Origin of the sequence: Citrobacter sp. wls714, from assembly GCF_005281025.1 — a bacterium.
GTDB classification, from domain to species: domain Bacteria; phylum Pseudomonadota; class Gammaproteobacteria; order Enterobacterales; family Enterobacteriaceae; genus Citrobacter; species Citrobacter werkmanii.
The window spans coordinates 1-4310 of sequence record NZ_SZWZ01000106.1 but is presented as its reverse complement, the minus strand read 5'-3'; the positions used below and the strand labels follow the sequence as shown (position 1 = coordinate 4310).

Genomic DNA, 4310 nt, shown 5'->3' with positions numbered 1-4310 from the left:
GACTGGCCGAACTGACGAAGAGCATTAGCCATTTCTTCGGATGAGGATCCGCCGATGCGCCCGATTTTCTGAAGCGTCTCGGTGAGCTGAATAATCTGGCCGTTCGTTGCGCCGGTATCGCGGAGAGCAGTGCTGAGGGTTTCCCACAGCTTTGTGGTGTCCTGCAGCGAACCGCCAGTCGACGAACTGATACGCATCAGGCTCTGCATCGTCTGTGATGCAGCCGCAGCGCTGCCTGTCAGGCGTTCAATGCGCGCGTTAAGCTGACTCATGTTGTCAGCGGCAACCAGAAACGCCTTGCCCCAGTCAACAACGAGAGATGCTGCAATAGCACCAGCCACGCGATTGATATTGGTCTGCAGCTCGTCCATCTTTTTGGCTGCGTTGGCGGCAGAGTTGCCGATTGAGTCGAGTGACTTATTGGCCTTCCCCTGCGCCTTCAGCAAGCCAGAAACATCGGCCTCGATGTCGTAATAAATCTCGCCTGCTTTTTCAGACATCACTTTTCTCCGGGCATAAAAAAACCCACCGAGAGGTGGGTTAGTTATTCGTGTCGTTTATTGGCATCGTTCGGTGTAGGCTGGCGGAGTCGGTGTATCACTCGTGCTCAGGAAATGCTCCCCAAGCGTATAATCGACGCCTTTCGAGAATATCCCTTTCGATTTCATGTTCAGCTCAACGAAGAATGGATGGAACCCTGCATAGGCACCGAAACCGTTCTTACCGTTGATTTCTCCACAGACAACAGCGACGACATGACCATCTTCGGCATCAGTCATCTTTGATACTTTTACGTTCCGGAACTGTGCGCTGGTCGGGTCTTTAAGATTTACAGCAACCTCAGATTTCGCCAGAGATATGGCCTTTTCCTCGCCAGGCTTACAGCCAGCCAGAACCAGTGGAATCACCAAAGCCAAAAGTATTTTCTTCACTCTTATCCCCTGAGTTTTATTGTCGATCCATATTACGCCCGGTCAGGCGATTACGGTACATGCATTATTAACTCATGCGGCTTTCTTTGCTGATTTTTCGCGCTCAATCATTTCCTGCCAACGGCGATCGTCATCGTCCATAACAGCGTCGTACTCTTCCCTGGTGAAGCCTTTCTGATCGGGGTATTTGGCGTTAAGCATCATCGCAAATTCTGTCATTGTGAGGTTTTCAGCCTCCTCCCTGCTGATTCCGAAATGATTTCTCGCCGCCATGATGTATTCAGTCGCATGAAACTCAGGAGTCGTTTCCTTGCTTTCGTGCTTCTGCAACTTACGAACCTTTGCCCTGCCGATGATGCCATGCATGATCAGTGACTGAGCTATCAGAATAAGGTTCTCAGGCGGGAGCAAGCCGCGGCGCCATACAAATGCACGCCTTCCAGTACGTGATGGCTCGTGCCAGCCTGTCAGTTCAGAAATGTCCTCGTCACAGCATGACTGAATGACGTTAATAGCCGAAAGCAATGCCTCACGCACAAACGAGGCAGAACCTGCTGCATCAAGTGCCCAGCGTGGCAGCGAAACGTCACCGAAATAGTGGGCGTAAAATCTGCGCTGATGCTCTGGTATAGCACTGTGAATTTCTCGCGCCGCCTCAAGCATCTTTGCCACATCGTCATTGAACAGCGCATAGAAAGTGCGAACGATATGCTCTGGTTCGCCGATCCGCGTCATGTTACGGAATGATGGGCGGAAGAAGTATTCACGGCCTCCAGCACCAATCAGGCACTCGCCAATCTCTTTCAAAGGTGTCATATCGTTCTCCATAACCAGTATCAAGGGCAGCACGCCGCCCTTTGTAGTGATTACGGTGCAGCTGTCACGGTAACAACGCAGGTATCGGTGAAGTCACCATCTGCGGTTGTTGCCGTAATGGTCGCGGTTCCGGTGGCTACTGCCGTTACCAGACCGGTTGAACTGACGGTTGCGATAGATGCCGCCGAAGTCGTCCAGGTGATCGCCTTGTTAGTCGCATCGGTTGGCTGAACCGCGCCGCTCAGTTGCTGGGTTGCACCAACGACCAGAGAAGCAGTTGCGGGGGTAACCTCTACACCAGTGGCCGCGATAGAGTCAGCAACCTCAAACACAACGGTGTCGGCGTCGTAGACCTTCCACTCGCCGGAGAAGGTAGAGATATCGTTGGTACCGAAGTCACCAGACCATGACGTGGTGTTCATGTAGCCCTGGATGTAAGTGCCAGCGTTCTCTCCAGCAAAGTCGAAACGTACCCACAGGTTAGGCTGACGACCAGCCTGGACTTCATCAAAGATGTACTTCGACAGACGCCATGCGCCGATCTCGTTATCTTTATCAGATTTACGAAACTCCCCTTCACCGGAGATCGTCAGATCCATGTTGTTGACCAGGTTCTCAACTAGCCCTTTAGCATCATCTGCCTCGGAGTTGATAGTGTTCATCGAATAGTCGATGCCCTTGGTCGTCATAGCGCCGAGACGCTTCCATTCGGAAAGCGCTGGCACTGCGTCGGGGCAGCCAAAGGCCATGCGTAGCACAGCTACTTTCCCGATCAGCTTGCCAAAATCATTAGCACAGCCTTGCATGTGTACCTCTCAAATAAAAAAGGCCGCCGGATGGCAGCCTGATGGGTTAGTGATGGGGTTATTCGCCGTAAACGCACATGAACTGGAGCCGAAAGACCAGGCGGCCCTCTTCGGTCAGGATAGGTGCAGGCATATTGCCGAGGTTTTGAATCAGTCCAAGGTATTCGTCGGTAATATCGTTCTGTTCGACATAATTGATAATTTCCTGAGCCTTCTCAGCGGCTGCACGGCGCTTATCCTTGGCGGAAATGACATCCACCAGAACGTAGTGGTCAGATCCGAGGTCATTTCGGATGTCGGTACCACCGTTAGGTCTGAAAACGATGAATGAATCGGTTAACTTCGTTGTATCGTCCCACGCCAGCAACTGAACAATGAAGCCAGTGGTAAGCCCGGCATCAACGAAATAGTTACGCACGCGCTCATACATGGCAGGTGTCATACTGAAAGCTCCTTGCGCATTACGGCATCAATCTGTCTGCGGGTGTCTTCAAAGCCTTTAGTGAGGAACTCTTTCTGTGCTGTGGCGCGGCGGAAGGTTTGCGGCACATTCGGATCGTGAACGAACACAGCGTAGTTCGCCGTGTAACCAACACGTCCGGTCAGCCGAACGCCGTTGTTTATCAACTCCCGATACTGGCTATTGAGCAATGTCGAAGTGTCGATCGGCGTATAAAGTGCGGCCTGTGAGCTGCCTATTATCATCGCGGACTGTAACGCCCTGACAACCTTGCGCCCTTTCACGTCGTTAATGATGCGATTTAACCCGGCTTTCGACTGCTTAACGCCACGCACTTTAATGCCCATGGCTACACTCCCGTAAGGATGGCGTAATCATCCGCCAGTCGCTCGAACGTGTCGGCATAGCGGATAACCTGCCGCACCTCATCGGCACCGGCGACGACCGGGTCGGCTTCTGTCGATGCGCCAAGCAGCAGGTAGTCACCCGCGGACGCCAACGCGAACTCCGTCCAGACGGTGTTCTTAACGACAATTTCAGCGCCCAGGCTGGCTAACTTCTTGCTGAGTCCGCCCTCGTAATCACAGAGGATTTGCTCAGGTTCGGCATAGCCAAGCGGGTCGCCGTATTCGTCATTGCCTTCCAGCTTCCGCCAGATGGTTGCCGTGGCGGTATATGACCAGTTTGCAACACTCGACACGAGTTACTCCTTTGGCACCGGAATGCGCTCAATCTCAAACCACTCGATATTCAGCGCATTGACCTGCTGACCTTTACCTACCGGCACGAAAAGTCCTATGGCATCGCCACATTCAAGCTGCAAATAACGCTCAATGACGATTGGTGAAACTACTGTCTCACTGAAGGTTTTAACCTCTCCAGCAACGCGATAAACGACCGTCACATTCAACGCGCTAACCATACTTGTTACAGTTGCCATGTTTCACTCCTCCGGCGCAGCACAACCGTCACGTTTCCACCCTGGCCTTTAAGCCGCTCACTGCTGTTAATGGTAGTTGGTGGTATGAACGAGCTCATGACGCCCTCGCCAACACGATAAATCCTGCTGTTTTTCAGTAATCCACCTAGTTTCATTCCTTCCACCTCAGCACCTTCGCACCAGTAGCCCGGATGCGCGGGCAGTTAATGAACCACTCGCCATCTGATTTAACGTAGCCGGTAGTCTCCCGCCCGGTGTCGGTCATCACCCATACGCGGGTGAACGAACGCGGCAGCCCTTGTTTAACTGATTTGTACGTCATCAGCAGCCCCCGACCACCATGAACAGGCCGACGC

General features: G+C 52.7%; 9 protein-coding genes. All 9 read right to left on the bottom strand.

Translation table 11 applies throughout. From position 1 onward, the window contains the following. Positions 1-500 (bottom strand): tape measure protein (locus tag FDX11_RS24450; protein WP_249360763.1); only part of this gene is annotated, 500 nt, incomplete at its 3' end. Positions 501-557: 57 nt separating this feature from the next. Beyond that, the gene (locus FDX11_RS24445; RefSeq protein ID WP_137398657.1) at positions 558-932 is read right to left on the bottom strand and encodes a membrane lipoprotein lipid attachment site-containing protein; all 375 of its coding nucleotides are present in this window, start codon (positions 930-932) and stop codon (positions 558-560) included. Positions 933-1004: 72 nt separating this feature from the next. Continuing rightward, positions 1005-1748 (bottom strand): DUF6246 family protein, encoded by a 744-nt coding sequence (locus FDX11_RS24440; protein ID WP_137398656.1) that lies wholly within the window; start codon positions 1746-1748, stop codon positions 1005-1007. 50 nt (positions 1749-1798) lie between these two features. Next, the gene (locus FDX11_RS24435) at positions 1799-2554 is read right to left on the bottom strand and encodes an Ig-like domain-containing protein (protein ID WP_137398655.1); all 756 of its coding nucleotides are present in this window, start codon (positions 2552-2554) and stop codon (positions 1799-1801) included. Positions 2555-2612: 58 nt separating this feature from the next. Further along, positions 2613-2996: a hypothetical protein gene (locus FDX11_RS24430; RefSeq protein ID WP_137398654.1), complete on the bottom strand. Its 384-nt coding sequence runs from the start codon at positions 2994-2996 to the stop codon at positions 2613-2615. Beyond that, positions 2993-3361: an HK97 gp10 family phage protein gene (locus tag FDX11_RS24425; protein WP_137398653.1), complete on the bottom strand. Its 369-nt coding sequence runs from the start codon at positions 3359-3361 to the stop codon at positions 2993-2995. Before FDX11_RS24425 ends, FDX11_RS24430 begins: the two co-directional genes overlap by 4 nt. 2 nt (positions 3362-3363) lie before the next feature. Next, positions 3364-3714 (bottom strand): hypothetical protein, encoded by a 351-nt coding sequence (locus FDX11_RS24420; protein WP_137398652.1) that lies wholly within the window; start codon positions 3712-3714, stop codon positions 3364-3366. A gap of 3 nt (positions 3715-3717) precedes the next feature. After that, the gene (locus tag FDX11_RS24415; protein WP_137398651.1) at positions 3718-3954 is read right to left on the bottom strand and encodes a hypothetical protein; all 237 of its coding nucleotides are present in this window, start codon (positions 3952-3954) and stop codon (positions 3718-3720) included. A gap of 151 nt (positions 3955-4105) precedes the next feature. After that, positions 4106-4276, bottom strand: a complete 171-nt coding sequence (locus FDX11_RS24410; RefSeq protein WP_137398650.1) for a 50S ribosomal protein L13 — start codon at positions 4274-4276, stop codon at positions 4106-4108. Positions 4277-4310 lie beyond the last annotated feature (34 nt).

Coding starts and splice junctions, on each gene's coding strand:
- FDX11_RS24440 (WP_137398656.1), bottom strand. CDS start 1,748: ATGACACCTTTGAAAGAGATTGGCGAGTGCCTGATTGGTGCTGGAGGC.
- FDX11_RS24435 (WP_137398655.1), bottom strand. CDS start 2,554: ATGCAAGGCTGTGCTAATGATTTTGGCAAGCTGATCGGGAAAGTAGCT.
- FDX11_RS24430 (WP_137398654.1), bottom strand. CDS start 2,996: ATGACACCTGCCATGTATGAGCGCGTGCGTAACTATTTCGTTGATGCC.
- FDX11_RS24425 (WP_137398653.1), bottom strand. CDS start 3,361: ATGGGCATTAAAGTGCGTGGCGTTAAGCAGTCGAAAGCCGGGTTAAAT.
- FDX11_RS24415 (WP_137398651.1), bottom strand. CDS start 3,954: ATGGCAACTGTAACAAGTATGGTTAGCGCGTTGAATGTGACGGTCGTT.
- FDX11_RS24410 (WP_137398650.1), bottom strand. CDS start 4,276: ATGACGTACAAATCAGTTAAACAAGGGCTGCCGCGTTCGTTCACCCGC.